The organism is Bacillus sp. SIMBA_005 (assembly GCF_046535585.1).
Lineage (GTDB): Bacteria > Bacillota > Bacilli > Bacillales > Bacillaceae > Bacillus > Bacillus pumilus.
On the sequence record NZ_JAWRWI010000556.1, the window covers coordinates 1 to 265 of the forward strand.

Sequence of the window (265 nt, forward strand, 5' to 3'; positions counted from 1 at the left end):
CTTGCAAATGCAGAGCGTTACATTACGCAGGAACTAAAAGAAAAAGAGGCACTTATTTTGAATGCAGAGGAAGAAAGCTTAGCTTTAGAGTACAACCTCTTTGTTGAAATTCGTGAACAATTAAAATCATATATCCCACGGGTACAAGCACTAGCTGCGAGTATAAGTGAATTAGATGTATTGCTTAGCTTTGCGAGCGTCTCAGAGAAATATCGTTTTACAAAGCCAGAATTTCACGCGGGTCGTGCGCTAGAAATTATTGAAG

The 265-nt window shown here is 39.2% G+C and carries 1 pseudogene; it reads left to right on the top strand.

Annotation, left to right across the window (positions count from 1 at the left end):
• A pseudogene (locus tag SB660_RS21280) lies at positions 1-265 on the top strand (DNA mismatch repair protein MutS); the annotation flags it as partial.